A 24,762-nucleotide genomic window follows, 5' to 3' on the forward strand; every position below is an offset into this window, starting at 1 on the left:
GGCGCACCCGCGTGCGCCGCCCGGCCCCGTGCGAGGGCGCCGGTCAGGCCCCGTCGTCGATCGGGATCGGCGTCGGGTGCGGGCCCGTGCCGTTCACGGGGGTGCCGGCAGCGGACCGCTCCTGCCCCGTCCCCGGCTCCTGCCCCGGCTGCGCGGCCATCGAGGCCAGCAGCTGGCGGGCCACACCGAGCCCGGTGCCGCCCATCGTCAGGGCCTTCGCGAACATCTCCGACATCCCCTCGGCGCCGTTGAGCAGCACCATGTGCTCGACGTTGCCGAAGGCGCCCGCGCCCGCCTGGACGATCGCCGGCCAGTTCTCGGCGAGCTGCTGGGCGACCACCGCCTCCTGGTTCTCCGCCAGGGCCGCGGCCCGCGCCTTGATGGCCTCGGCCTCCGCCAGGCCCTTCGCCTTCGCCGCCTCCGCCGCCGCGAGGCCGCCCGCCCGCGCCGACTCGGCCGCCGCGAGGCCCTTGGCCTGGGTGGCCGCCGCCTCCGCCTCACCGCTCGCCCGGGTGGCGGTCGCCGCCGCGAGCCCGCGCGCCTCGGTGGCCTGGGCCTCGGCGGCCGCGGCCGTCTTCACCCGGGTCGCCTCGGCGGCCGCCGCCAGCTCGGTCTCCTTCGCCTTGGCCTGCGCCGCCGAGATCCGGGCGTCGCGCTCCGCCTCGGCGAGGGTCCTCGTCTGGTACGCCGCCGCGTCCGCGGGCTTTCGTACGTCGGCCTGGAGCTGCTGCTCCCGCCGGTGCGCCTCCAGCTCCGCGACGCGGGTCTCCTGGACGACGACCTCCTGCTTGGCGGCGGCCTCCGACAGCGGTCCCGCCTGACGGGCGGTGGCCGCGGCCTTGTCCCGTTCGGCCTGGTAGCCGGCCTGGAGGATCTCGCTGTCGCGGGTGGCCTCCGCCATCCGGGCGAAGGCGGTCTGCTCGGCCTCGGTGGCCAGCCGGTTCGCCTCGGCCTGCGCGATGCGCGCGTCGCGCTGCACCGCGGCCGCGTGCGGCATCGCCAGGTTCTTGATGTAGCCGGTCGGGTCCTCGATCTCGTGGATCTGGAGCGAGTCGACGATCAGCCCGAGCTTCTCCATCTCGGTCCCGCAGGCCGCCCGGGTCTGGCCGGTCAGCTTCTCCCGGTCCCGGATCATGTCCTCGACCGTCAGACCGCCGACGATGGACCGCAGATGGCCGGCGAAGACGATGTGCACCCGCTCGGGCATCATCTTCTGCTGGTCCAGGAAGCGGCGCGCGGCATTGGCGATGGACACCATGTCGTCGCCGATCTTGAAGATGACCACGCCCTTGACGCGCAACGGGATGCCCTGGTGCGTGACGCAGTCCACGACCAGCTGGGTCTCGTTGAGGTCGAGCGACAGCTTGCGCACGGCCTGCACCCCCGGCAGGACCAGCGTTCCGCGCCCGGTGACGATCCGGAAGCCCATGCCCTCGCCGATGCCCTCGGTCTTGTGCGTGGAACCGGAGATGACGAGTGCCTCGTTGGGTTCGGCCACCCGCCACATGAGCTTGAACAGGCCGATCAAGGCAGTGATTGCGGCGAGAACGATTCCCGCCACTACGCCGATAGCCATCGGCAACGCCCCCTTATCGCGGTGCCGTTCGACACCGACGAGGGCGAGTGTGCGCCTGTGCGGGCCCCGGGAGAAGTGCCGGGATCGTTCTTGTCGCCATCTTGATACGCAGATACGCACAGGTCGCGTGCGGGGTCAGTTGTCGTAGGCGGCCATCACGTACACCGTGCGCGGCGGCAGGTACTCGACGACCGTCACCACCGTCCCGACGGCCAGCCGGCCCTCGCCCGGCGCCGGATGGGCCAGGAAGTGCTCGGCCCCGCCGCGGACGCGGACGATGACCTCGCCGACCAGACCCGGCCCTACGGTCCCCGTCACCCGCCCGGTCAGCCCGACCATCTCCATACCGGCCTCCCCCCCCACCGCCGTTCTCCCCCGGACACCGCCCGGGGGAAACCCGCCCCGGACCCTACGAGTGCCCCAGGTCGGCGGACGGGAGGTCCGCCGGGGGGACGGAGCCGGTGTCGGGCACCGGGCGCAGCGGGAACTCGTCCGTCGCCATCGAGTCCAGGACCGGCGGCGCGGGCCTCGGCGGCGTCGGCATGACCGCGGCCTCCGAGTGGCCGCCGCAGCCGTACGACAGGGACACCAGCCGGCCGTCCGCGGGGCTGAACTCGTTCGCGCAGATGCCGAAGGCCTGCCCCAGGGAGCCGCCGATCGCGACGAGGAACCCGCAGGAGACGCAGGAGGCCGGCGCCGCCTGCGCCATCGCGGTCTTCGCTCCGAAGGACTCGTCCCAGCGGTCGGCCGCGCCGTGCAGCCCGTACCGCGACAGGACGCGGGCGCGGCGCATGCCGAGCTCTTCCGCCACGGAGGTGATGGAGCCCCGCTCCGGGACGACCACCCGGTCGGTGACGTCGGCGTCCTCCGCCTCGACCAGTTCGGCCATCTCGGTGGAGACCACCGAGTTCGGCGGCGGTACGTCCTCCCCGGACCAGCCCGGCTCCAGCCGCAGGTCGTCGGCGTCCGTCGGCAGCAGGTCGCCGGGGCCCATGTCACCCGGCCGGAGCCGCTCGCTCCACGGCACCCATTCGGGGGCCAGCAGTGCGTCGTCGCCGGGAAGCAGCACCGTTTCGTCGAGGGTGACGTTCTTCGCGCGGGAGGCACGGGTCACGGTGACGGCCCAGCGCCATCCCCGGTAGCCCGGTTCCTTGGACTCGAAGAAGTGCGTGACGACCCGGTCGCCCTCCGCTACGACGGATACGTGCTCGCCCACCACGCCGGGGTAGGCGGCCTCCTCGGCCGCCGCGCGGGCGAGCTCCACCGCCTCGGCGCAGAGGCGGTCGGGGGCGGGGGTACGCGGGGTACGGCTTCGCGTCGTCGCAGCACTCACAGGTCTCGTTCTCTCCTACGCCGTCTCACGAGTGCGCCGTCCGTACTGTCGTTCACAACGACCCGTCGGTCTCGTCCGTACGTAGCGCGGGCGGAGCGGACCAGAGGGCCGCGTCGACGTCCGCGCCCCGATCGGCCTCGGGCGCACCCCACTGTGATCCATTCTGCGGTATCACGAAGAGGCGCGCGGCCAAGAGCAACCGCCGGTGGCGCGCTACGCACGCTACCTCCTCCGACGCCTTCGGCCCACATGCGAGGTCCGATTCGCGGACAACGCCCGCGCACGGGAGCCACCCGAAACGCACCGGGGACGCGCCGGGACGGGTCCGGGACGGCCACGTGGGGCACTATGGCCACGTGGCACCCGTACGGTCGTCCGCAGACGGCTCGGGACCGGCCAGGCGGGCCGGCCGGGCTGTCGGGCGCGCCCTGCACCTCCCGATCACCGGTACGGCGCGCGGGATCCGGCGGGCCACGCACGCCCACGGGGCCGGTGAATCGGGGCTGGGCCGGCTGATCGAACTGCACGCGATCAACGGTGCCGGCGATGTGATGATCACGGTGGCGCTGGCCTCGACGGTGTTCTTCTCGGTACCCACGGACGAGGCACGCGGCCGGGTGGCCCTGTACCTGGCGATCACCATGGCCCCCTTCACCCTGCTGGCCCCGGTGATCGGCCCCCTGCTGGACCGGCTGCCGCACGGCCGGAGGGCGGCGATGGCGGGCGCCATGCTGACGCGGGCCCTGCTGGCGGTGATGATGTCCGGCGCGGTCGCCACGGGCGGGCTGGAGCTGTATCCGGCGGCGCTGGGCGTACTGGTCGCCTCGAAGGCGTACGGCGTCGTACGCAGCGCCGTGGTCCCGCGGCTCCTGCCGCCGAAGTTCTCACTCGTCAAGGCGAACTCCAGGGTGACCCTGGCGGGCCTCCTCGCCACGGGGGCGGCGGCGCCGGTGGCGGCCGGGCTCCACGCGATCGGCCCGCCGTGGCCGCTGTACGGGGCCTGCGCGATCTTCGTGTGGGGCACCTTCGCGGCGTTCCAGCTGCCGCACAAGGTGGACGAGGCGAAGGGGGAACGCCGGGCGCGGCTGTCCACCCACGAGGCGCACTCGCAGCGCCCGGGGCTGCGGACGGTCAGCCGTCCGGTGCTGTGCGGGCTGCTGGCGAACGCCTCGATGCGCGGGCTGTCCGGCTTCCTGATCTTCTTCCTGGCGTTCCTGCTGCGCGAGCACCCGCTCGCCGGGCAGAGCGCGGCGGTGTCGCTGGGCATCGTCGGTGTCTCGGCGGGCGTGGGCAACGCGTGCGGGACGGCGGTGGGCGCGTGGCTGCGGGCGCGGGCGCCGGAGGCGATCATCGCGTCCGTCCTCTCGCTGACCCTCGGTGTCGCGATCCTGGCGGCGGTGCTCTTCAGCGGCCTGTTCATGGCGTTCCTGGGGGCGACGGCGGGCTTCTGCCAGGCCCTGGCGAAGCTGTCCCTGGACGCGATGATCCAGCGGGACGTACCGGAGGCCGTGCGCACCTCGGCCTTCGCCCGCTCGGAAACGCTGCTCCAGGTGGCGTGGGTGCTGGGCGGCGGCATCGGCATCGCCCTTCCCCTGAACGGTGTCCTGGGCATGTCCGTAGCCGCGGCCGTGGTCGCCCTGGGCACCACCATGGCCCTCCGCGGCCTCCTGACCACCCCCCGCCCCCACCACCCCACCTCGCCCAGACCCCGAGTGGCGTAGCTCAGCCAAATCCAGCCCCGCCGGCGTTTGAGGCGCGGGGTCTGGGGCGGAGCCCCAGGAAACGGTGAAAGGGCGGGGCGGGGCAGCTCCGCGCAGCGGCACCCCCACCCCGCCCGGCCAGGGCAGCGGCGCCCCCACCCCCGCAACACCGGCACCCCCGTGCGGCGGCGCAGCCCACCGGCCCGATAGCCTTCGGCTCATGACCGCACCGCTTTTCCCGGGTAGGGCCCGCCGCAGCGTCGCGGCCCTCGGAGCCGTGTCCGCCGGCCTCCTCCTCCTGTCCGCCTGCGACAAGCCGACGCCGCTCGCGACGGTGACCGTCGGCAGCTCGTCGGTGTCCGCCGAGTCCGACTGCCGCGGCGACGGCTCGGACCTCACCATGGACAGGGTCCAGGAGTGCCTGACGGACCTCAAGGACGCCAAGACCATCGAGTACGGCCGCGGCGACACGCTGCGCCTCGGCGTCGAGCCGGAGATCGTCGAGGACGGCAAGAAGTGGCAGGCGGTCCTCGACGGGCAGCCCATCACCGAGCCCTCCGCGAACACCTACCGCAGCTTCCAGGGCGCCGACGTCTTCGCGACCGGCGGCCAGGGCGAGGCGCCCCAGTCGAAGATGCTGGGCTTCGTCCAGGTCGGCGAGGACGGCAAGCCGCTCGCCGTCTGGTCGTTCAAGCTCAAGCTCAAGAACTAAGCGGCGGCGGCGCAGCATGCGCGCGCTGATCGTGACCGCGGTGGCCGCGGAGGCCGACTCCGTGGCCGCCGGCCTCACCCCTCATCCGGACCCGGTCACGCCCGAGCCCCGCACGCTGCCCGGGGGGTACCTCATCACCCGCCGGGACCTGCCCGGCCTCGCCGCCGACGTACTCGTCGGCGGTGTCGGCCCGGCCGCCGCCGCGGCCGCCACGGCCACCGCGCTCGCGCTGGCCGACTACTCCCTCGTCATCTCCGCCGGCATCGGCGGCGGGTTCGCGCCCGCCGCCCCGCTCGGCTCGCTCGTGGTCGCCGACGCGCTCGTCGCCGCCGACCTGGGGGCCGAGACCCCGGAGGGTTTCCTGCCGGTGCAGGAGCTCGGCTTCGGCCGCAGCGTGCACCTGCCGCCCGCCGAACTGGCCGCCCGCGCCGCCGAGGCCACCGGGGCGCTGCTCGCGCCCGTCCTGACCGTGTCCACCGTCACCGGCAGCGCCGCCCGCGCCGCCGAGCTCGCCGCCCGGCATCCGCTCGCCGGGGCCGAGGCGATGGAGGGCTTCGGGGTGGCGGAGGCCGCCGCCGGGCACGGGCTGCCGGTACTGGAGATCCGCGCCGTGTCCAACGCCGTCGGACCGCGTGACCGGGCCGCCTGGCGGATCGGGGAGGCGCTGGGCGCCCTCACCGCCGGATTCCGCGCCCTGGGACCCGTACTCGTCAACTGGGGAGAACGACATGAGCACCGGTGAACCGCTGGGCATCGCCTACTCGCCCTGCCCGAACGACACCTTCGTCTTCGACGCCTGGGCGCACGGACGCGTCCCCGGGGCGCCCGCCCTCGACGTGACCTTCGCCGACATCGACATCACCAACGGCATGGCCGAGCGCGGCGAGCTGGACGTGCTGAAGGTGTCGTACGCCGTACTGCCCTGGGTACTGGAGGAGTACGCGCTGCTGCCGTGCGGCGGTGCCTTGGGGCGCGGCTGCGGTCCGCTGGTGTTGACGCGGGAGCCGGGCGTGGACCTGAGCACCGGCACGGTCGCGGTGCCGAGCGAACGCTCCACCGCGTACCTGCTGTTCCGGCTGTGGGCGGCGGACGTACTGCCGGACGGTGTCGGCAAGGTGGTCGTGCTGCCGTTCCACGAGATCATGCCGGCGGTGCGCGACGGGCGGGTGGACGCCGGGCTGGTCATCCACGAGGCCCGGTTCACCTATCAGAGCTACGGGCTGCACTGTCTGGCCGACATGGGCGAGCACTGGGAGGCCACCACCGGCCTGCCGATCCCGCTCGGCGCGATCATCGCCAAGCGCTCGCTGGGCGCGGACACGCTGCGCGCGCTGGCGGAGTCGGCCCGTACGTCGGTGCGGATGGCGTGGGAGGACCCGGAGGCCTCACGGCCGTACGTGCGCGCCCACGCGCAGGAACTGGATCCGGCGGTCGCCGACCAGCACATCGGGCTGTACGTCAACGAGTTCACCGCCGACCTCGGCGACGAGGGGTACGCGGCCGTCCGCGGGCTGCTGACCAGGGCCGCCGCAGAGGGGCTCGTTCCGGCCATCCCGGCGGACGCACTGCGCTTCCCGTGACGTGAGGCGACGTGACGCGCCGGTGCCCCGCCGCTCGAAGGAGCGGCGGGGCACCGCGTCTCAGATACCTCTGATGTCTCAGACGTCCAGCTGGTCGGCCACCGCGCGCAGCAGGCCGGCGATCTTCGTGCCGTGCACCTTGTCGGGGTAGCGACCGCGCTCCAGCATCGGGGTGATGTTCTCCAGCAGGGTCGTCAGGTCCTGCACGATCGAGGCGAGCTCGTCGGGCTTGCGGCGCTGCGCGGCCGCGACGGAGGGCGCCGGATCCAGCACCGTCACCGAAAGTGCCTGGTCACCGCGCTGTCCCGCGACGACGCCGAATTCGACCCGCTGGCCGGGCTTGAGCGCGTCGACCCCGGCCGGGAGCACCGACGAGTGCACGAAGACGTCGCCGCCGTCGTCACGGGAGAGAAAGCCGAAGCCCTTCTCGCTGTTGAACCACTTGACCTTGCCGGTAGGCACGTCCGTCCTCTGTCCTTGTGCTCGTCGGGTCCGGTGGGCCGGGGTAAACGGCGCCGGATAGCAGTACAGCGGGTCCTCCGACCCGCCTCCTCCAGGCTAATGGTCCAGAAACCGGTGGCAAGACGTTCCCCGGTCCTTCCAGCTTCACCGCTTCGGCCAGGGAACTACCCTGGTGGGGTGACTGTTACTCCTCATCCCGACGAAGCGCGGCCCGGCGACGGCCTGGTCAAGGCCGGTGGCATCGTGTTCATCCTGGGCGCCGTGGCGACCCTGGCGACGATGGCCCCGCTGTTCCTGGACACCGACCCGTTCCCGCCGTACGCGTGGGCCGTGTGCATGCTGATGGGCGTCGGTTTCGCCATCTCGGCGGCGGGCGTGCTCCGCTCGGCCGCCGCGCAGCGCCGGGCGGCCCGGGCATCCCAGGCCGCCTGACGCTTCGTACGCGTACTCCTACGCGCTCCTCGTCTCAGACCTCGCGGGTACGGACGTACTCCGCGAGCCACTCCGGCAGCGCGGTGAGGTCGGTCAGCACCACGTCCGCGCCGGCCTCGCGCAGCTCCGACTCCGGGCACGGGCCGGTCGGCACCGCGACCGACAGCGCGCCGGCCGTCCGGGCGCCGCGTACGTCGCCGACGTGGTCGCCGACGTAGACCTGCGCCCCGTACTCGCGCAGCGCCCCGGCCTTGGCCTCCGCCCAGAGCCAGCCGATGACGGCGTCGGGCTCTATGCCCAGGTGCTCGAGGTGCTGGCGGGCGTTGGGTTCGTTCTTGGCCGTGACCACGATCGCCCGGCCGCCGAGGGCCTGGACGGCCTTGATCGCCTCGCGGGCGCCCGGCATCGCGGGCGTCACCGCGATGGCGTGGTCGGGGTACATCTCCCGGTAGAGGTCCCGCATCGCGGGGATCTCCTCCTCGGGGAACCAGTAGGCCAGTTCCTCTTCGAGCGGCGGCCCGAGGCGCGTGATGGCCTCGTCGGCGTCGATGTAGGCCCCGGTCTTGGCAGAAAGCGCCTGGTAGGCGGCCTTGATGCCGGGCCGGGAGTCGATGAGGGTCATGTCGAGGTCGAAGCCGACGGTCAGCTGCGAGACCGGGGCGGCGGGCTGTGGGGGGATGCGGGAGGTCATAGCGCCATTGTGCCGAGGCTCCACCGCCGTGAGGGAACGTAAGCGGAGGTTGGCTTATCGGATGCCGATATTTGGCGGAATGTCACCAATTGTTAACGCACCCTTCGCGCAGCGGGGGCGGCGGGGGCGGGGGCGGGCCGGGACCTGACAGCCGGCCGGGGCCGGGGGTGGGCAGCCGACCTCGGACCTGATCAGAGACGGTTTGGGGGTTTCCCGTCAGTCCCATCGTCCTTCCGTGTCGGGCCGGCCCGTCAAGGGCGCTCCTTCGTCGCGTCGCTTCGCGATGGCCTTCGGCCACCCTTGACCGACCGCCCCGCCCCGGAAAGCCGAAAGACTGCCGAGAACCCCCCAAAAGAACGGTCACGGGGCAAGAGCAGGAGGAGCGGGTCCGTCAGCGATGAGGCGAGGGGCCGGGCCCTGCCACGCCGGGCATCCGGGCCAGTCCAGCCCTGGCCCAGGGCCGGGGGCCCGGGGGCGCGCCAGATCGCTACGCGCTTCTCATATCTCAGCGTCCGGCGGCCGTCTGGTGCTGATCCCTGCACCAAACGGTGATCAGGGCGGCGGGAGGAGCGCATGGGCGCGTCAGATCGCTACGCGCTTCTCAGATCTCAGCGTCCGGCGGCCGTCTTGGGCTGATCCCTGCACCAAATGGTGATCAGGGTGAGGCGGGAAGCGAGGAGGCGCGTCAGATCGCTACGCGCTTCTCGTATCTCAGCGGCTGGCCGCCGTCTGGGGCTGATAGGAGCACCAGACGGCGGCCGGATCGCGGACATCACATGGCTATGCGTCGAGCAGGAGCTTTGCGGCCACTGTTGCCCCGTCAGTGCGGAACGTGGCGGCCACGGCGGTGGCCCGGGCACGGGTCTCCGGGGTCAGGGCCGTCTTGAGAGCGGCCGACAGGGACTCGAAGGTCGGAGTCGGGCCGTCGTGTGCCGCGCCGATACCCAGGGCGGCCACGCGACCGGCGAAGTACGGCTGGTCTCCTCCCTGGGGCACCACCACCTGGGGCGCGCCGGCCCAGGTGGCCGTCGTCGTGGTGCCCGCGCCGCCGTGGTGCACGACGGCGGCGACCCGGCGGAAGAGTGCCTGGTGATTGGCCTCGCCGACGACGAAGCAGTCGTCCTGGTCGTCGATCAGGGCCAGCTCGGCCCAACCGCGGGAGACGACGGCGCGGCGTCCCTGCGCACGGATGGCCTCGATGGCTGCCCGGGCGACATCCTCTGGATCGCGCATGGGAATGCTGCCGAACCCCACGTAGACCGGCGGTGTGCCGGCGTCCAGGAACGCCGTCAACTCTGCCGGGAGGGGGCGTTCGTCCGGCAGGACCCACGCGCCCGTCTGCACCACCTCGAGGGCCGCCGGCTGCTGCCAAGGGGCCAGGACCGGGTCCGTGGCCAACCACGGCCGGTCGGTGAAGACGTGGTCGCGGACGTTGTCCAATGCCGGAAGGCCGATGGACGCCCGGTGGGTGTTGATGGCCTCGCCGAACACCTCTTGTGCGTCCTGGGCGTCCCGGTCCCACAGCACCTGGTTGTCGGTCACCTCCGGCGGGAGCGGCCGGCCCGGCCGCGGGATCGGCGGGTGGTGCGGCGACGGCAGGCTCACCGGCTGGTAACTCGCGTACACGTAGCGAATGCCCAGCTTCTCGGCCACCGCCTGCACACCGGCCACGGCCGGCACCAGGCCGGTCGCCATCAGCACGTCACACCCCTCGGCAGCCGCGGCGGTGACGTTGTCATAGAACGCGGCGACCAACTCGGCCGCGCGCCGCGGCACACCTCCCGGCGACGGCGGCGTCTTCCCGGTCACCAAGTCGCGTACCGACATGCCGGTCGGCACCATCTCCACCCCGACCTCGGCCAACCGCTTCGCGAACTCCTCGTCCGGCGGCGCACAGACCCGCACCTCCGCACCAAGTCCCCGCAGCCTCACCGCAAGTCCCACCAGCGGTTCCACGCCCCCGCGCGAGTCATAGCCCGACAGCACAACACGCATTCCGTGACTCCCATTTCCCCAGGTCCTGGCGTTAGGCCGCTGATTCTGCGGCACGGACGGGGCCTTGCCGCAAGCCCCCCGGTGCGCTATACGTTGAGAGTGGAAAGGCGTGGGTACTCCCCTTTCCCCGCAACCCTGTTCACCCTCTGGTGCGGCTATCAGCCCCAGACAGCCGCCAGACGCTGAGATACGAGAAGCGCGTAGCGATCTGACGCGCCTCCTCGCTTCCCGCCTCACCCTGATCACCATTTGGTGCAGGGATCAGCCCCAGACGGCGGCTGGCCGCTGAGATATGAGAAGCGCGTAGCGATCTGCCGCGCCCCCGGGCCCCCGGCCCTGGGCCATCCCTGCACGGGCCCGGATGCCCGGCGTGGCAAGGCCCGGCCCCTCGCCTCATCGCTGACGGACCCGCTCCTCCTGCTCCTGCCCCGTGACCGTTCCTTTGGGGGGTTCTCGGCAGTCTTTCGGCTTTCCGGGGCGGGTCGGTCTGTCAAGGGTGGCCGAAGGCCATCGCGAAGCGACGCGACGAAGGAGCGCCCTTGACGGGCCGGCACGACACGGAAGGACGATGGGACTGACGGGAACCCCCCAAACCAGCCCTGACACCGCCCAGCCGAAACCCCGCCCACCCCCGACCCCGCCCCCCGAAGCCCCCCTACCGCCGCCGCGACCGCCAGCCCAGGTAGGCCGCCACCATGGCCCCCGCCGTGCGGGCCAGGGTGGGCCAGAGGGACTGGAAGGCGGGGCCCACCTGGTCGCCCGGGAGGGGGTCGCCCCAGCGGCCGGTGCTGCGGCCCCAGAGCCAGAGCATCGCCAGGGTGAAGACCGCTGCGGGCAGCCCGAGGATCACCCACTTGCGCTCCCGGGGCCCGAGCACGCGGGAGGCGTACGCCACCAGCGCGCCGGCGCCGAGCAGTGGCCAGTACCCGGTGAGCGCCCCCGCGAGGAGCAGCGCCGCCGCCAGCAGGAGGAACGGGTGCGGGCGCGGGCGGGGTTGCCGCGCTGGGGCGGGTGGTGCCTCGGGGGCGGCGGCCTTCTTCCGCTCGCGCCGGTCGCGCAGGAACCGTACGAGGCCCCCTGGCGCGGGGGGCCCGGCGGGCGGGGTGTCGGCCGCCTCCTTCGCCGCCTTCTCCGCCTTCGCCTCCTCCGGGTCGCGGAAGAGGTCCGGGATCTCGATGCCGCCGGCGAAGCCCTCCACCTGGGGCCCCGCCCCGGAAGCGCCTGGGGCCAGGCTCCACCAGTCGGGTTCGGCTCCGGCGGAGTCGCCGAGTTCGTCGAGCCCGGCCAGGTGCGGCGGCACGTTCTGCGGGGGCGTGCTCCCCGGCGGCGTGCTCCCCGGCGCCGTGCTCGGCGTGCTGCCCCGCTGTGCCGGGACCCCCGGCGCCGGGGCGGGCGCGGCGCGGGCGGAGCGCACGGTGTCGAGGACCTCCTCCGGCGTGCCGATCCGCTCCAGGATGCTCCGTACGGCCGCCGGCGTGTCCGGTTCGAATTTGGCGCGCCGCCGGTCGATCTCGTCCCGCAGCCCCGACACCAGCCGCATCCGGTCCCCGGACGACAGCTGCCGCCGCTGCGCCAAGTCCCCGACGCGGCTCAGATATTCGTAGACCAGATGGTCGCTCTCGATCCCCACGCCCCCGACGGTAGCGCGTGCGTCCGTGGAGCGGCCGACGGCGCAGCGGATACCGTTGGCCGGATGGGGACCGGCCGACGGACCGGCCGACGTGACCAGGAGGCGACCAACGTGCCCGAGGCAAGTACCGCTGCGGCGAACGCCCCGCGCTCCCTCGCCGAGGCGCTCCGCGCCCGCGACGACGTGGCGCTCGCCGCCCTGCTGCACGCCCGCCCCGATCTGCTGAACCCGGTGCCCGGCGACGTCACCCAGCTGGCCACCCGGGCCGGCACCCGGGCCTCCGTCGTGCGCGCCCTGGACCGCCTGGACCGGTTCGCGCTCCAGACGGCGGAGGCCCTCGCGGTGGCCCCGGACCCGTGCCCGTACCCGGTGCTGGAGTCGCTGCTCACCGGCGCCGGCGGTGAGGACGAGGCCGCCCGCGCCACCCTCCCCCGGGCCCTGGGGACCCTGCGCGACCAGGCCCTGGTGTGGGGGGACGACGAGCGGCTGCGGCTGGTCCGCACCGCCCGGGAGCTGCTCGCCCCCTCCCCGCAGCGGCCGTCGCCGACCGGGCTGGGGCCCACCGTCGCGGAGGCCACCGCGGGGATGTCGCCGACCCGGATCCAGGAGATCGTCGCAGCGGCCGGGCTGCCCGCCACCCATGACCCGGTGTCCGCCGTGACGGCCCTGACCTCCCTGTTCACCGACCCGGAGCGGATGTCGGCGCTGCTGGACGAGGCCCCGGCGGAGGCGCACCAGGTGCTGGGGCGGCTCGTGTGGGGGCCGCCGTACGGGGAGGTCACCCCGAATCCGACGCCGCCGGTGCGCTGGCTGCGCGACCGGGGGCTGCTGCTGCCGGCTTCGCCGCGGACGGTCGTCCTGCCCCGGGAGGTGGCCCTGCACCTGCGCGGCGGGCTCGCGCACCGGCAGACGGCGCCGCTCGCGCCGCCGGTGGGCGTACACCGCGAGCACCGTCCACAGCTTGTGGACGCGAACGCGGCCGGGCAGGCGCTGGCCGCGCTGGCCACCGTCGAGGAGCTGGTGAAGTCCTGGGAGCACGCGGGTCCGCCCGTGCTGCGGGCGGGCGGGCTGGCCGTACGGGACCTCAAGCGGACCGCGGCCGCGCTCGACACGACCGAGCAGGCGACCGCGTTCTGGATGGAGCTCGGCTACGCGGCGGGGCTGCTGGCCAGTGACGGGGAGGTCGACGAGCGGTACGCGCCGACCCCCTCCTTCGACGACTGGTGCGAACTGCCGCCCGCCGAGCGGTGGTCGGTGCTGGCGGCGGCCTGGCTGCCGGCCACCCGCACGTGCGGGCTGGTCGGCGAGCAGGACGCGAAGGGCCGCACCCTGTCGGCGCTCGGCCCCGACCTGGACCGTTCCGCCGCGCCCGAGGTGCGGCGCCGGGTGCTGGACCTGATCGCCGAGCTGCCCGAGGGCGGGGCGCCCGAACCGGAGGCGGTCCTCGAGCGGCTGGCGTGGGAGCGGCCGGTGCGCGGTACGAGCGACCTGCGGGCCCGGCTCGCGCACTGGGCCCTGCACGAGGCCGAGGTGCTGGGCGTCACCGGCCGGGGCGCGATCAGCGCCTTCGGCCGCGCCCTGCTGGAGCACCGCGATCCGGCGCCGCTGCTGGCCCCGCTGCTGCCGGAGCCGGTGGACCACGTCCTGCTCCAGGCCGACCTGACGGCGGTGGCCCCCGGGCCGCTGCGCCGCCCGCTCGCGGACGTCCTGGCGGTACTCGCGGACGTGGAGTCCAAGGGCGGGGCCACGGTGTACCGGTTCACGCCGGGCTCGGTGCGCCGCGCCCTCGATTCCGGGCACGCCGCCTCCGACCTGCACGCCTTCCTCACCGAGCACAGCCGTACGCCGGTGCCGCAGCCGCTCGCGTACCTCATCGACGACGTGGCCCGGCGGCACGGGCACCTGCGGGTCGGCGCGGCGTCCTCGTACGTGCGCTGCGACGACGACGCGATGCTGGGCGAGATCCTGGCCGACAAGCGTTCGGCGGGGCTGGGGCTGCGCCGCCTCGCCCCGACCGTCCTGGCCGCCCAGGCCGAACCCGCCGCCCTCCTCGACGGGTTGCGGGCGATGGGGTACGCGCCGGCCGCGGAGTCCCGTACCGGGGACGTGGTGGTGGCGCGGGCCGACGCGCACCGCGCCCCGGCGCGTTCGGCGCCGGTGCCGGTGCCGGACGGGCCGCCGATGCCGGACGCCACGCTGCTGGGCGCGGCGGTACGGGCGATCCGTGCGGGCGACCTGGCGGCGACGGCGGTCCGCAAGGAGCCGGCCGCCGCCTCCCCGTCGGCGGGGGTCCCGGGCGAGCTGCCGCGCACGAGCGCGGCGGAGACCCTGGCCACGGTGCAGGCGGCGGCGCTGACGGGGTCGGCGGTGTGGATCGGGTACGTGAACGCCGACGGGGCGGCGAGCCAGCGGGTCATCGCCCCGGTACGGGTGGAGGGCGGCTTCGTCACCGGCTACGACCACACGGCGGACGAGGTCCGCACGTACGCCCTCCACCGCATCACGGGCGTGGCGGAACTGGCGGAAGACCACCTCTAGCCGGACTCCACCGCACCATCCGGGCTCCGCCCCGCCATTACAGCCCGGGAACGCCCCACCCTCCCGGCCCCGCCGCACCCCTACAGCCCCGCCGGCGTTTGAGGCGCGGGGCCCGGGGCAGCGCCCCGGCAACGGCGCCGCGCCGTCCCGGACCCACCGGCGGAGTCCACCGCCCCCGCGGCGAAAACCCCTGGCGAGCGGCGCATGCCACCCCGCACGCTGGGCGCATGCCAGACGTACCCCTCCGCCAGATCCGCGCCGCGCACACCGACACCACCGTCACCGTCTACCAGGCCTACGCCCCCCACCTGGGGGAACCGGCGGCCCGCGACGGCCGCTTCCCTCCCGCCTGGAAGCGCGAGCGCATGACGTGGATCAAGCCGTCGTTCCTGTGGATGATGTACCGCTGCGGCTGGGCCACGAAGGCCGACCAGGAGACGGTGCTGGCGGTCGAGATCACCCGCGCCGGCTTCGACCGGGCCCTGGCCGGGGCCTGCCTGTCGCACTACGTCCCCACCGTGCACGCGGACCGCGCGGCGTGGCAGGAGTCGGTGCGGACGACGTCGGCCCGGGTCCAGTGGGACCCGGAGCGCGACCTCCACCTCAACCCGCTGCCGCACCGCGCGCTCCAGCTGGGCCTGTCCGGCCCCTCCTCCCGCGCGTACGCCGACGAGTGGACGGTCTCCATCCGCGACGTCACCCCGCTGGCCCGGGAGATCCACGGCCTCCTCCGCGCCGGCGAAACCGACGCCGCCCGCGCCCTGCTCCCCGTCGAAACCCCCTACCCGGCCGGGCCGCTGCCCCACTTGGAGGCGTAGCCGTCGGTCCCGTCGGTCCCCTCAGTCCGGTCCGGTCAGTCCCGCATGAGCAGAACGACGAGTCCCGCCACGCCTCCCAGCGCCACTGCGAGCAGGGAGTAGCGGGGCCGCGACTCGCGCAGCACCGGGAGGACGTGGTCGACGGAGCAGCGGCCCGGCCCGGTGAGGGTGAGGGCGAGGACCCCGGCGAAGAGCACCACTTCGAGTTCCACACCCTTGGGCGGGAAATAGGCGCTCAGCCCCCGGATGCCGAGGACGTTGATGAAGGTGCCGATCATGGCGGCACCGGCGAGCGGGGTGAGCAGGCCGAGGGCCAGGCCCAGGCCGCCGAGGGTCTCGGCGAGGCCGGCGATGACGGCCATGGCATCCCCGGCGGGATAGCCGGCCATCGAGAAGCCCTTGCCGGTCGCGGTGAGGCCGGGGCCGCCGAACCAGCCGAAGAGCTTCATCGTGCCGTGGCCGGCCATGCTGAGGCCGACGACGAGCCGGAGCACGAGCAGGCCGGTGTCGCGGGTGGCGGTGGTGGCAGGAGCCGAGGAGGCGCGAAAGAGTTCGCGGTCCCGTCCTTCATGCGTCATGAGCGTCCGTTCTACGTCGCCTGTGAGCAACGGCCACCCTACGAAGCCCGTCCGCGATGCCCCGGCCGCAACGTCGGCGGCCCCTGCCGACGACCCGTTCGGTCGCAGACCCGCGCCCCGGGGCACCTGGCGGCGTAGTCGATCCGCCCGGCGTCGAAGGATGACCTCCCCGGCCCCCTCCAGCACGCTGTACGTGAATCCGCGCCGCTGCGTGAAGTCCCGCGCGTGCCGCTCCAGATCGGCGAGGTTCGCCTGGGCGGACATCCCGTCCAGCGGCGGCCAGTTCCGCCCCACCACTCCGCCGCCAACCCGGCCCCGTGCGGACGCCGCCCGGGAGCGGGGAGGGGCTCATCGCCCGGGCATGAGGCACACTGAAGGTTTGACCCATGCGGAAGGGACGCAGCTACGTGAACGGGCCTCTCATCGTCCAGAGCGACAAAACCCTCCTTCTCGAGGTCGACCACGAGCTCGCCGGGGCCGCGCGGCGGGCCATCGCTCCGTTTGCCGAGCTGGAGCGGGCGCCGGAGCACATCCACACCTACCGGATCACCCCGCTCGGGCTGTGGAACGCCCGGGCCGCCGGGCATGACGCCGAGCAGGTCGTCGACGCGCTCGTCGAGTACTCCCGTTATCCCGTCCCGCACGCGCTGCTGGTCGACGTCGCCGAGACCATGGCCCGCTACGGGCGGCTCACCCTGTCCAAGCACCCCGTCCACGGGCTGGTGCTGACCAGCACCGACCGGCCCGTGCTGGAGGAGATCCTGCGTTCCAAGCGGATCGCCCCGCTGGTGGGGGCCCGGCTCGACGCCGACACCGTGGCCGTGCACCCGTCCGAGCGGGGGCAGATCAAGCAGACCCTGCTCAAGCTGGGCTGGCCGGCCGAGGACCTCGCCGGGTACGTGGACGGCGAGGCGCACCCGATCGAGCTCGAGGAGAACGGCTGGGCGCTGCGGCCGTACCAGCAGCAGGCCGTCGAGGGCTTCTGGCACGGCGGCTCGGGCGTGGTCGTGCTGCCCTGTGGTGCGGGCAAGACGCTGGTCGGCGCCGGTGCGATGGCCATGGCGAAGGCGACCACGCTGATCCTGGTCACCAACACCGTCTCGGCCCGCCAGTGGAAGCACGAGCTGGTCAAGCGGACCTCGCTGACGGAGGAGGAGATCGGCGAGTACTCCGGTACGCGCAAGGAGATCCGGCCCGTCACGATCGCCACGTACCAGGTGCTGACGACCAAGCGGAAGGGCGTCTACCCGCACCTGGAGTTGTTCGACTCCCGGGACTGGGGGCTGATCCTCTACGACGAGGTGCACCTGCTGCCCGCGCCCGTGTTCAAGTTCACCGCCGACCTCCAGGCGCGCCGCCGGCTCGGGCTGACGGCCACCCTGGTACGGGAGGACGGGCGGGAGTCGGACGTGTTCTCGCTGATCGGGCCGAAGCGGTTCGACGCCCCGTGGAAGGAGATCGAGGCGCAGGGCTACATCGCGCCCGCCGACTGCGTGGAGGTCCGCGTCAATCTGACCGAGTCCGAGCGGCTCGCGTACGCGACCGCCGAGACCGAGGAGAAGTACCGCTTCTGCGCGACGACCGCGACGAAGCGGAAGGTCACCGAGGCGCTGGTGCGCAAGCACAAGGGCGAGCAGACGCTGGTCATCGGGCAGTACATCGACCAGCTCGACGAGCTGGGCGAGCACCTGGACGCGCCCGTCATCAAGGGCGAGACCTCCAACGCGCAGCGCGAGAAGCTCTTCAACGCCTTCCGCGAGGGCGAGATCAACGTGCTGGTCGTCTCGAAGGTCGCCAACTTCTCCATCGACCTGCCCGAGGCCACGGTCGCCATCCAGGTGTCGGGCACCTTCGGTTCCCGGCAGGAGGAGGCGCAGCGTCTGGGCCGGGTGCTGCGGCCGAAGGCGGACGGGCACGAGGCGCGGTTCTACTCGGTCGTCGCGCGCGACACGATCGACCAGGACTTCGCCGCCCACCGCCAGCGCTTCCTGGCGGAACAGGGCTACGCCTACCGGATCATGGACGCCGACGAGCTGCTGGCGAGTGACTGACCTCCGCCCCGAGGGGTGACCTCGGGGCGGGGACACCGCCGGCCGTGACGGTGTCGGCCGTGCCGGTGACGGTGGCAGCGGCGGGGCGGGCGCGGCGGCGGGCCGCGCCGGCCAGGGCCGTGAGGAGCGGTACGCACCAGACCCACAGGTGCGGCCACTCCCGCAGCAGGGCCCGCCCGGTCGAGGGCAGGTGGTGGGCCCAGAAGTCGGCGGAGGCCTCCGGGAGCACGAGCAGGCCCAGCAGGGCGGTTCCGGTGAAACCGGCCAGGGCGGTCAGGGCGACCCGGAAGCGCCGGGTCGCCAGCAGGTACGGGACGAAGAGCGCCGGGGTCAGGGTGATCCCGGCGGCGGTGCCCAGCGCGAAGCCCTTGCCGAGCGCGCCGGGCGGGCGGCCCAGGTCCCAGACGGCGAGGCAGGCGAGGGCCAGGTTGATCTGGCCGGGCAGCGGGCTCTGGAAGAGGGGCTCCAGCCACAGCCCGGCGATGGTGGCGGCCAGCACCGGGGCTGGCCGGGCCTTCACTCCGGCGGGGCGGCAGGAGAGCAGGATCAGCAGGGCGAGCAGGCCGGCGTTCCCGAGGACGAGGACGGCCTTCAGCACACCGGCCGGCAGCCAGGCGGCAGGCGTGAAGAGGATCGCGGCGAACGGCGGATAGGCGGTGGGCGGATGCCACTCGGCGGCGGAGAAGCCACTGGAGAAGCCGCTGAGGACGGCGTCGGCCGTCGGGATCCGCAGGGCGATGCACAGGACGCCCAGCACCAGCAGCGAGCCTGTGACCAGCACGCCGACGAGGCGCGACGGCGAGGAAGCGGAATCGGGGCTGCGGGTCACGCGCGTGACCCTAGTGGATCAGCGCCGCACTGCCACCGGGTTCAGGCCACGGCTCTGCGGGCGCCCGTCAGCGGCGTATGACGCCCGCGTCCTCGGCGTACTCGCCTAGGACGACCACACTCATGGCGGCAGCGGCGAAGACCTTCGCGGCGCGCAGGACATCGCCGACGCGGTAGCGGGAACGGTGCTCGGAGGTGGCGGTGGCGCCCGCGGGGCGGCCTCCCTGGATCGGGGTGAAGGTTGCGGTGCTCATGGATCCATGGTGCGCTTTCGCCCCTCTGCGCACATCGCCCTCGGGATGGAACCTGCGGGCCTCCCGCGTCCTCCTCACGGCCCATGGCACCCCCTAGTGGCCCTGCCCAAGGTCTGACACTCCCCGGTATGACACCCGGACGGAGGTCCTGCCCGCCCAGGACTTTCGGCCCCCCAAATCCATTCGCGCGGACCCGCCCCGGTGACTACAATCTCCGCTCTTGCCGCCTCCCGCCGCCCCATCGGGGAGAGCCGCCTTCCGGACGGAAACCGGGGGCTTCCGTACCGTGCCTGACCTGCAGCTGGAGGCTTTTCCGTGTCCGCGCACGCCCCCGATACCGCACCCGAAACCGCCGCACCCGAGACCGCCGGGACCGACCCGCTCGCCCGCGAACGGGCCCACCTGAGCGCCTCGCGCTCCGCCCTGCGCGCCATGCGCGAGGACGTCGAGGCCCTCGACATCCGCGACGTCACCGCGAACTGGGTCAACGCCATCGTCCTCCAGGCGCAGATCGACGACCGCATCAAGGCCCTCGCCGATCTCTCCCACACCCCGCTCTTCTTCGGCCGCCTCGACTACCTGCACGCCCCGGGCGCGGAGCTGGCCGAGGGCGCCGACGGCGAGCAGTTCTACATCGGCCGCCGCCACGTCCACGACGCCGGCGGCGATCCGATGGTCATCGACTGGCGCGCCCCCGTCTCCCAGCCCTTCTACCGCGCCTCCAAGGCCGACCCGCAGGACGTCTCGCTGCGCCGCCGCTTCGGCTACACGGGCGGCGAGCTGACCGCCTACGAGGACGAGCCCCTCGCCGATGCCGACCCCTCCGAGTCGGCGGCCGTCAGCAAGCTGCTCCAGCAGGAGATCGAGCGCCCCCGCGTGGGCCCCATGCGTGACATCGTCGCGACGATCCAGCCCGAGCAGGACGAGATCGTCCGCTCCGGCCTGTCCGGCTCGGTCTGCGTGCAGGGCGGCCCCGGCACCGGGAAGACGGCCGTCGGCCTGCACCGGGTCGCGTACCTCCTCTACGCGCACCGCGAGCGCCTCGCCCGCACCGGCACCCTGGTCATCGGGCCGAACCGTTCCTTCCTGCACTACATCGAGCAGGTCCTGCCGGCCCTGGGCGAGCTGGAGGTCAAGCAGGCCACGGTCGACGACCTCGTCGCCCGCGAGGGCCTGGAGGTGCGCGGCGCCGACGCCGCCGACACCGCGGTGGTCAAGGGCGACGCCCGGATGGCGGAGGTGCTGCGCCGTGCCGTCCGCTCGCACGTCACCGCGCCCACCGAGCCGCTGATGGTGGTCCGCGGTTCGCGCCGGTGGCGCGTGCCGGCGTACGAGCTCGAGGAGATCGTCGCCGAGCTCCAGGCCCGGGACATCCGCTACGGCGCCGCCCGCGACGCGCTGCCGCAGCGGATCTCGCACGCGATCCTCGTCCGCATGGAGCAGGCGGGCGAGGCGCCGGACGACCGGGTGCAGGACGCGGTGGCCCGCAACGCGGCGGTGAAGGCGGCGGTCAAGGCGGTGTGGCCGCAGGTCGACCCGGCCAAGCTGGTGCTGCGGCTGCTGTCGGACCCGGAGTTCCTGGCGCTGCACGCCGAGGGGGTCCTCACGGCGGACGAGCAGAAGCTGCTGCTGTGGCCGAAGCCGTTCCGGAGCGTGAAGTCGGCGAAGTGGTCGGCGGCCGACCTGGTGCTGGTCGACGAGGCGGCGGACCTGGTGGAGCGGACGCATTCGCTCGGCCATGTCGTCCTCGACGAGGCGCAGGACCTGTCCCCGATGCAGTACCGGGCCGTCGGGCGGCGCTGCACGACGGGCTCGGCGACGGTACTGGGCGACCTCGCGCAGGGCACCACCCCGTGGGCGACGCGCAGCTGGGACGAGGCCCTCTCCCACCTGGGCAAGCCGGAGGCGGTGCTGGAGGAGCTGACGGCGGGCTTCCGCGTGCCGCGCGAGGTGATCGCGTACGCGTCCCGGCTGCTGCCGGCGATCTCCCCGGGGCTGGCCCCGGTCTCCTCGGTGCGCGAGACCCCCGGGTCGCTGGTGGTCACCCCGGCGACGGACCTGACGGCGGAGGTGGTCTCGGCCTGCCGCGACTCCCTCGCGTACGAGGGATCGATCGGCCTGATCGCGGCCGACGCGCGGATCCCGGTGCTGGCGCAGGCCCTGCTGGAGGCGGGGCTGGCGTACCTGTCGCCCGGCGAGGAGACCACGGCGCAGTCCCGGCTCACGCTGGTGCCGGCGTCGCTGGCGAAGGGCCTGGAGTACGACTACGTGGTCCTGGACGAGCCGGCGGCCATCGTCGACGGCGAGCCCGACGAGCGCACCGGCCTGCGCCGGCTGTACGTGTGCCTCACCCGCGCCGTGTCCGGCCTGACGGCCCTCCACTCGGCCCCGCTGCCGGCGGCGCTGGCCGCGTCCTAGGGGGCGTCCGCGCGCCGTAGGTGCAGGTGGCCGTCCAGCGGGTAGGCGGGCGGCGCCGCGGGCAGGGTCCGGTCGAAGGGGTAGCCGCTCTTCCCGGCGACGCGGCACGAGGCGGGGTTGTCCACCTGGTGCAGCAGTTCGAGGCCTTCCAGCCCGTCGGCGCGGAAGGTCTCGAAGGCCCAGGTGGTGAGCGCCTCCAGGGCGCGGGGGGCGACACCTCGCCCGCGTGCGTGCGCGACCGTCCAGTAGCCGACCTCGGCGGACGGTTTGCCGGGGACGACCTCCTTGAGGACGACACCGCCCACCAGGCGCCGGGACGCCGGATGCCCGGACGCCGGATCGGGACCCGCTTCGAGGACCGCGAAGGCGAACCGCTCCCCCGCCGCCCAGCGCCGCTGCTGGTCCTGGACCCACCGAACCCCGGCGGCCTCGCTGTCCGGGACCGGGACCGAGACCGCCCAGCGGGCCAGCACGGGATCCCGGTACGCCTCGACCAGCGCGTCGACGTCCTCCAGGCACCACGGGCGGAGCACGAGCGCCGGTCCGGCCGACGTGGCCGGCGCCTCCAGGACCACGGAGCCGTCGGGCTTCGCGGACAGGGCCCGGAGCGACCAGTCGAGCACCGGCGTCAGGCTCTCGGGAGCGCTCCAGCCGTTGATCACCGCCAGCAGCCGGGCGTACCGCTCCCGGCGCGGGTCGTTGATGCGCGCCAGCCGCGCCGACAGCCGCCGGCGCAGCCCCGCGCCGTCGGCCCGGCCGAGGAGCCGCGCGTAGTGCGCCGTCAGCTGCGAGACCACCGGCCCGGCCCCGGGCGAGTCCGGCCGGATGCCCGCCGCCAGGGCCGGGCCGACCAGCTCACGCACGGTCGCCGCGAGGTCCGGGCGGGGTCCGGGGGCGTCGCGGGCGCGCTCGGCCGCCTGCTCCTCGACCAGGTCCCGTACGAGGGAGCGGAAGCCCGGGTCCTGCGTCAGTCCGGCGAGTTCGACCCAGGCCTGGAGCTGCTCCGCCGAGGGGTCGTCCGGCAGCTGCGGGGTCATGGTGCGCACGGCTGCGGCGAGGGCCGGGTCGGTGCCGAGCGGGCCGAAGGCGGCGTCGAGGAAGTCGGCGACCAGACGTCGGCGCTCGGCTTCGGAGAGGCGGGCGAGCTGGTGCATGAGACTCATCTCCTCGGGGGTGCACCCTCGCTGCGCCACGGTCGTCAGGACCGCGCGGCGCAGGCGCAGGATGCGGATCTGTACGTCCAGGGCTTCGGCGTGGGCGGCGGCCACCTCGGGGAGCGGCCGCTCCCGGTCGGCGACCTTGCGGACGGTGGCGAGATCCACTCCCAGATCGCGCAGGGTCCGTACGAGTTCCAGGCGGGCGAGGGCGTCGGCGCCGTAGCGGCGGTGCCCTGCCGGGCTCCGGCCGGTGGGCGTGACGAGTCCGGTGTCGGAGTAGAAGCGGATCGTCTTGACCGTGACGCCGGTGAGCCGGGCCAGGTCGCCGATCGAGTAGGGGGTGTCGCCGTCCATGCGCCCACCCTGCCGCCTCCCCCCACGGGAGGTTCAAGCCCCTGCGGGCCGGCGGGGCCGGGGTATCCGGCCCCGCCGGATCCGGCCCCGCCGGATCCGGGGGCCAGGCCGCCGCGGGCCCGGCATGATCCGGAAGAGACGGCCTACCGGTCCAGGGCCGTCCGCCACTCCTCGACGGCCGCCGCCGAGACCGGGTGGTCCCACCCGGAGGGACGGGCCGCGCCGCCGATGTGGAAGGCGTCGATGCCCGCCTCCCGCAGCACCGGCAGGTGCGAGAGGGCCAGGCCGCCGCCGACCAGGATCCGCGCCTGGTACCCCGGCTCGCCGCGCCGGCCCGCCGCGGCCTCGGCCAGCAGCACCGGCAGCCCGTCCGCGACCCCGGACGCCGACCCGGCCGTCAGGTACGTGTCCAGCCCGGGCAGGTCCGCGAGCGCCTTGCGCAGGCCGTCCCGGTCCGCCGCGCGGTCGATGGCCCGGTGGAAGGTCCAGCGGCAGCCGTCCAGCTCCGCCAGTACCGCCTCGACGGCGTCCAGGTCCGGGCCGCCGTCCGGGTGCAGGAACCCGAGGACGAACTCCTCCGCGCCCTCGGCCCGCAGTGCCCGCGCCGTCCGCGCGAGCGCGGGGACGTCGCCCGCCGCGAACCCGTCCGCCGTGCGGAGCATCACGCGCAGCGGGATGTCGACCGATGCCCTGATCGCCGCGAAGGTCTCGCGCGGCGGGGTGAGCCCGTCGGCGGCAATGTCGGTGACCAGTTCGAGTCGGTCCGCCCCACCCGCCTGGGCGGCGACCGCGTCCTCCGCGTCGAGGGCGATCACCTCCAGGAGTGCACGGTTGCTCATGCGATCCCATCCTTCGGAAAACTGCTCGGAAAACTGCTCGTATGACCTGTATGGAAAATAGGTCTAGTCCAATATCCAGGGTACGGGCCCCACCCCGCGCTCCACCAGCGGAATCACGTCACCCGCACAATGTCCGCATGGACACGCCCGACCACCCCGGCACCGCCCGCCTCCGCGCCCGCTGGCACGCGACCGCCACCGCCGCCGGCGCCACCCGCGACCCCGCCCCCTACGCCGACCGCCTCCTCGCCGCCTGGGCCGAACCGCAGCGCCAGTACCACACCACCGCCCACCTGGCCGACGTCCTCGCACGGATCGACGTACTGGCCGCCCACGCCGCCGACCCCGCAGCCGTCGAGCTCGCCGCCTGGTTCCACGACGCCGTCTACCGCCCCGACCGCTCCGAGAACGAGGAGCGCAGCGCGGCCCTCGCCGAGCGCGCCCTGCCCGAGCTGGGCGTCGACGCGGCCCGCACCGCCGAGGTCGCCCGCCTGGTGCGGCTCACCGTCACCCACGACCCCGCCCCCGGCGACACCAACGGCGAGGCCCTCTGCGACGCCGACCTCGCCGTCCTCGCCGGCGCCCCGCAGGCCTACGCGGCCTACGTCGCCGCCGTCCGCGCCGAGTACGGCTTCGTCCCCGACGAGGCCTTCCGCACCGGCCGCGCCGCCGTGCTGCGCCAGCTCCTCGCCCTCCCCCGCCTCTACCGCACCCCCTACGGCGCCGCGCACTGGGAGGCCCCGGCGCGCCGCAACCTCGCCGAGGAGCTGACCACCCTGACCTGACCACCCTGACCTGACGGCCGACATGACATAC

22 protein-coding genes and 1 pseudogene are annotated in these 24,762 nt (G+C 74.0%); 10 read left to right on the plus strand and 13 right to left on the minus strand.

Annotation, left to right across the window (positions count from 1 at the left end):
• Positions 1-43: 43 nt before the first annotated feature.
• The 3 genes from OOK34_RS09910 to OOK34_RS09920 all read right to left on the minus strand — a co-directional run bounded on the left by OOK34_RS09910 (position 44) and on the right by OOK34_RS09920 (position 2,909).
• Positions 44-1,576 (minus strand): flotillin family protein, encoded by a 1,533-nt coding sequence (locus OOK34_RS09910; RefSeq protein ID WP_267033498.1) that lies wholly within the window; start codon positions 1,574-1,576, stop codon positions 44-46.
• A gap of 135 nt (positions 1,577-1,711) precedes the next feature.
• Positions 1,712-1,921 carry a hypothetical protein gene (locus OOK34_RS09915; protein ID WP_267033499.1) on the minus strand — a complete coding sequence of 70 codons (210 nt, stop codon included), beginning with the start codon at positions 1,919-1,921 and terminating at the stop codon, positions 1,712-1,714.
• Between the two features lie 64 nt (positions 1,922-1,985).
• Positions 1,986-2,909: a DUF3027 domain-containing protein gene (locus OOK34_RS09920; RefSeq protein WP_267033500.1), complete on the minus strand. Its 924-nt coding sequence runs from the start codon at positions 2,907-2,909 to the stop codon at positions 1,986-1,988.
• Between the two features lie 356 nt (positions 2,910-3,265).
• Here OOK34_RS09920 and OOK34_RS09925 point away from each other — a divergent pair, with 356 nt between their 5' ends.
• The 4 genes from OOK34_RS09925 (at position 3,266) to OOK34_RS09940 (ending at position 6,901) form a co-directional block, all read left to right on the plus strand.
• The gene (locus tag OOK34_RS09925; protein WP_267033501.1) at positions 3,266-4,630 is read left to right on the plus strand and encodes an MFS transporter; all 1,365 of its coding nucleotides are present in this window, start codon (positions 3,266-3,268) and stop codon (positions 4,628-4,630) included.
• 199 nt (positions 4,631-4,829) lie between these two features.
• A complete protein-coding gene (locus tag OOK34_RS09930) occupies positions 4,830-5,321 on the plus strand; it encodes a DUF2771 domain-containing protein (protein WP_267033502.1) in 492 nt (163 codons plus the stop codon).
• A 16-nt stretch (positions 5,322-5,337) separates the two neighbouring features.
• Positions 5,338-6,063 (plus strand): futalosine hydrolase, encoded by a 726-nt coding sequence (locus OOK34_RS09935; RefSeq protein ID WP_267033503.1) that lies wholly within the window; start codon positions 5,338-5,340, stop codon positions 6,061-6,063.
• Entirely contained in the window at positions 6,050-6,901 is an 852-nt protein-coding gene (locus OOK34_RS09940) for a 1,4-dihydroxy-6-naphthoate synthase (RefSeq protein ID WP_267033504.1), read from the plus strand. The genes OOK34_RS09935 and OOK34_RS09940 overlap by 14 nt, the downstream gene beginning before the upstream one ends.
• A gap of 78 nt (positions 6,902-6,979) precedes the next feature.
• On the opposite strand, the gene OOK34_RS35345 is transcribed toward OOK34_RS09940, so the two are convergent.
• The gene (locus OOK34_RS35345; RefSeq protein ID WP_030012939.1) at positions 6,980-7,363 is read right to left on the minus strand and encodes a cold-shock protein; all 384 of its coding nucleotides are present in this window, start codon (positions 7,361-7,363) and stop codon (positions 6,980-6,982) included.
• A 177-nt stretch (positions 7,364-7,540) separates the two neighbouring features.
• Here OOK34_RS35345 and OOK34_RS09950 point away from each other — a divergent pair, with 177 nt between their 5' ends.
• Positions 7,541-7,795, plus strand: coding sequence for a hypothetical protein (locus tag OOK34_RS09950; RefSeq protein ID WP_267033505.1), 255 nt, complete (start codon positions 7,541-7,543; stop codon positions 7,793-7,795).
• 34 nt (positions 7,796-7,829) lie between these two features.
• Here the strand turns inward: OOK34_RS09950 and OOK34_RS09955 are convergent, their stop codons facing one another.
• The 3 genes from OOK34_RS09955 to OOK34_RS09965 form a co-directional block, all read right to left on the minus strand.
• Entirely contained in the window at positions 7,830-8,486 is a 657-nt protein-coding gene (locus tag OOK34_RS09955) for an HAD family hydrolase (protein ID WP_267033506.1), read from the minus strand.
• 780 nt (positions 8,487-9,266) lie between these two features.
• Complete coding sequence (locus OOK34_RS09960) at positions 9,267-10,481, minus strand: glycosyltransferase (RefSeq protein ID WP_267033507.1); 1,215 nt, start codon at positions 10,479-10,481, stop codon at positions 9,267-9,269.
• A gap of 655 nt (positions 10,482-11,136) precedes the next feature.
• Positions 11,137-12,111 carry a hypothetical protein gene (locus OOK34_RS09965; protein ID WP_267033508.1) on the minus strand — a complete coding sequence of 325 codons (975 nt, stop codon included), beginning with the start codon at positions 12,109-12,111 and terminating at the stop codon, positions 11,137-11,139.
• 63 nt (positions 12,112-12,174) lie between these two features.
• Here OOK34_RS09965 and OOK34_RS09970 point away from each other — a divergent pair, with 63 nt between their 5' ends.
• Positions 12,175-14,649, plus strand: a complete 2,475-nt coding sequence (locus tag OOK34_RS09970; RefSeq protein ID WP_267033509.1) for a helicase-associated domain-containing protein — start codon at positions 12,175-12,177, stop codon at positions 14,647-14,649.
• Between the two features lie 227 nt (positions 14,650-14,876).
• Complete coding sequence (locus tag OOK34_RS09975; RefSeq protein ID WP_267033510.1) at positions 14,877-15,467, plus strand: DUF4291 domain-containing protein; 591 nt, start codon at positions 14,877-14,879, stop codon at positions 15,465-15,467.
• A 35-nt stretch (positions 15,468-15,502) separates the two neighbouring features.
• Here the strand turns inward: OOK34_RS09975 and OOK34_RS09980 are convergent, their stop codons facing one another.
• Entirely contained in the window at positions 15,503-16,045 is a 543-nt protein-coding gene (locus OOK34_RS09980) for a DoxX family protein (protein WP_267033511.1), read from the minus strand.
• A 407-nt stretch (positions 16,046-16,452) separates the two neighbouring features.
• On the opposite strand from OOK34_RS09980, the gene OOK34_RS09985 reads away from it, so the two are divergent.
• Positions 16,453-18,096 carry a DNA repair helicase XPB gene (locus OOK34_RS09985; RefSeq protein ID WP_267036684.1) on the plus strand — a complete coding sequence of 548 codons (1,644 nt, stop codon included), beginning with the start codon at positions 16,453-16,455 and terminating at the stop codon, positions 18,094-18,096.
• Here OOK34_RS09985 and OOK34_RS09990 read toward each other — a convergent pair.
• Positions 18,062-18,925: a glycosyltransferase family 87 protein gene (locus OOK34_RS09990; RefSeq protein ID WP_267033512.1), complete on the minus strand. Its 864-nt coding sequence runs from the start codon at positions 18,923-18,925 to the stop codon at positions 18,062-18,064. The genes OOK34_RS09985 and OOK34_RS09990 overlap by 35 nt on opposite strands.
• 67 nt (positions 18,926-18,992) lie before the next feature.
• On the minus strand, positions 18,993-19,178 hold the full coding sequence (locus OOK34_RS09995; RefSeq protein ID WP_267033513.1) for a hypothetical protein: 186 nt from the start codon (positions 19,176-19,178) through the stop codon (positions 18,993-18,995).
• Between the two features lie 432 nt (positions 19,179-19,610).
• Here OOK34_RS09995 and OOK34_RS10000 point away from each other — a divergent pair, with 432 nt between their 5' ends.
• A complete protein-coding gene (locus tag OOK34_RS10000; RefSeq protein WP_267036685.1) occupies positions 19,611-21,596 on the plus strand; it encodes an AAA family ATPase in 1,986 nt (661 codons plus the stop codon).
• Here OOK34_RS10000 and OOK34_RS10005 read toward each other — a convergent pair.
• The 3 genes and pseudogenes from OOK34_RS10005 to OOK34_RS10015 all read right to left on the minus strand — a co-directional run bounded on the left by OOK34_RS10005 (position 21,593) and on the right by OOK34_RS10015 (position 23,946).
• A complete protein-coding gene (locus OOK34_RS10005; RefSeq protein WP_267036686.1) occupies positions 21,593-22,219 on the minus strand; it encodes a GNAT family N-acetyltransferase in 627 nt (208 codons plus the stop codon). The genes OOK34_RS10000 and OOK34_RS10005 overlap by 4 nt on opposite strands.
• Positions 22,193-23,107: pseudogene (locus OOK34_RS10010) on the minus strand (MerR family transcriptional regulator); the annotation flags it as partial. The pseudogene OOK34_RS10010 and the gene OOK34_RS10005, both read right to left, overlap by 27 nt.
• A gap of 143 nt (positions 23,108-23,250) precedes the next feature.
• On the minus strand, positions 23,251-23,946 hold the full coding sequence (locus OOK34_RS10015; protein ID WP_267033514.1) for a copper homeostasis protein CutC: 696 nt from the start codon (positions 23,944-23,946) through the stop codon (positions 23,251-23,253).
• 137 nt (positions 23,947-24,083) lie between these two features.
• On the opposite strand from OOK34_RS10015, the gene OOK34_RS10020 reads away from it, so the two are divergent.
• On the plus strand, positions 24,084-24,731 hold the full coding sequence (locus OOK34_RS10020) for a hypothetical protein (protein WP_267033515.1): 648 nt from the start codon (positions 24,084-24,086) through the stop codon (positions 24,729-24,731).
• Positions 24,732-24,762: the final 31 nt, after the last annotated feature.

It is taken from the genome of Streptomyces sp. NBC_00091 (assembly GCF_026343185.1).
Classification (GTDB): domain Bacteria; phylum Actinomycetota; class Actinomycetes; order Streptomycetales; family Streptomycetaceae; genus Streptomyces.